2 protein-coding genes are annotated in these 1839 nt (G+C 25.7%); one reads left to right on the forward strand and one right to left on the reverse strand.

The window, feature by feature from the left end; genetic code table 11:
* Positions 1-31 precede the first annotated feature (31 nt).
* Complete coding sequence (locus F0310_RS05280) at positions 32-979, reverse strand: tyrosine-type recombinase/integrase (protein WP_182117928.1); 948 nt, start codon at positions 977-979, stop codon at positions 32-34.
* Positions 980-1475: 496 nt separating this feature from the next.
* Between F0310_RS05280 and bdr the strand changes: the two genes are divergently transcribed.
* Positions 1476-1839 (forward strand): Bdr family repetitive protein (bdr, locus tag F0310_RS05285; protein ID WP_232535982.1); only part of this gene is annotated, 364 nt, incomplete at its 3' end.

A 1839-nucleotide genomic window follows, 5' to 3' on the forward strand; every position in this document is an offset into this window, starting at 1 on the left:
TCTATATTTTATATTTTAAGGGATAAGGCTACTATCTAGCAAAAGAAGGTTTTTCATTAATCATGAATTCATAATCCTTTTTCTTATCAATTAACGGTTTGCCATATCTGTCAACCATGTTAATGTTGGAGAAATGAAACTCTTCTTTTATATCATATGAGGGGATATTGCTGTTTTTCATTAAAAAGATACGATAATGTCTGAAAATATGTGAACATTTACCAATATTTTTTTTTCTAGTCACCTTTTGTATGATTTGTCTTAAGAAAAAACTCATATTATTTGTTGATAATCTTTTATATTTGGTTTTTTGGAAAAGATATGTTCTCTTTAAATAATTATAATTGTACATTGAAATCCTATTTTTTATATTAGCTTGTGCATATTCTTTATGAGCGTCTTGAATTTTAGCAAAATCTAGTAGAGATACAAGTACAGGTCGTATTATAGTCTCATTTCTTTTCTTAGCAACATAAATATTGATTCTGTACATGTATTCATCTTCTACTTTAATTTTGCTAATATCTTGCATCTTAATATTAGCAATTTCAGAGCATCTAGCCCCTGTCATGTATTGCAGGTAGTAAAACATGCCCATAATCTTGTCTTTTTCATAAGAAAGTTCTAATATTTTTACAATTTGTTCTCTAGTAATGCTCATATAAAAGTTGGTCTTTGTTCTAATATTCTTTTTCCTATATTTAGTAGCAGACCTTGGTTGTTTATTTAGATTTGCTTTCTTCTTCTTACTAAGAAGTACAGGTTTATCTTTATCTAGAATAAGCTTTAAGAGCTTTGCATATGTATTCTTATTTAGCAAGTTAGACAAAGAGAAGATATACTCATCGTCAATTGTTTTGTTTTTATATGCCTTAGCTAAAGAATCAATGAATAAATCTGGATTATTTAAATTAGGATAAATGATTTTATTTGGATTGGGTATTTTTTCATCTTTTTGTGTTAATGTTTTTTTATTCATCTTGCTAATTTTCTACCTTTTTTAATAAGATAATTTTGGTATGTTTTTTTACTCTCTATCATTCTAAATATCAAGAATAGCACTATTTAGCCTTATTTCTTAGTATATTGTTCTACATATTATACTAATATATTCTAGTAAAAGTTGTTTATTTATAAAAAAAAGATAATAGAAACAAAATTTATCTATTAATTTACTTCTTAGGATTTTTCTCTTAAGTCACTAAAATAGCACTAGTCTGTTTTTTACGTTTTAAGCATACCCAATTTTGCAAAAAAATACCCAATTTCTTTTTTAAAAAAAATTAAACTAATTAAATAATATTAATTGCTATTTCATCAATATTTGTGAACCGCTATTAGTAATCTAACAACACTAGCTAACCAACAACAGTAGAGTAAAACTGCAAATGAACTTAAAAAAAAGGGCTAACTTCTCTATTAATAAGTAAATAAATAGTGTATAATATGTTTAAATCCTTGAAGGAGTTTATGATATGCAAGAAAATACTAAATATCATTTTACAGAACAGCAACTTTATGAAGAGCTTATAAGAATGGGTATGCAAAAGGCAATGGCCATGCACTTGGCAAATAAATATTTCCACAGCGACATTATATATAATAACCTTCAAAATTTAGGTGAAAACTTCAAGGTGCTACTAAATGCTATGGAAATTAGAATTGGTGGTATTGAAAATTTCAAAACAGAAATTAAAGGTGAAATTAATAAACTTGATACTAAGATAGACAATGTTAAAAAAGAACTTAAAGAAGATATTAATAAACTTGACACTAAGATAGATAATGTTAAAGCAGAACTTAAAGAAGATATTAATAAACTTGATACTAAAATAGACA

Origin of the sequence: Borrelia sp. A-FGy1 (assembly GCF_014084025.1) — a bacterium.
GTDB lineage: Bacteria > Spirochaetota > Spirochaetia > Borreliales > Borreliaceae > Borrelia.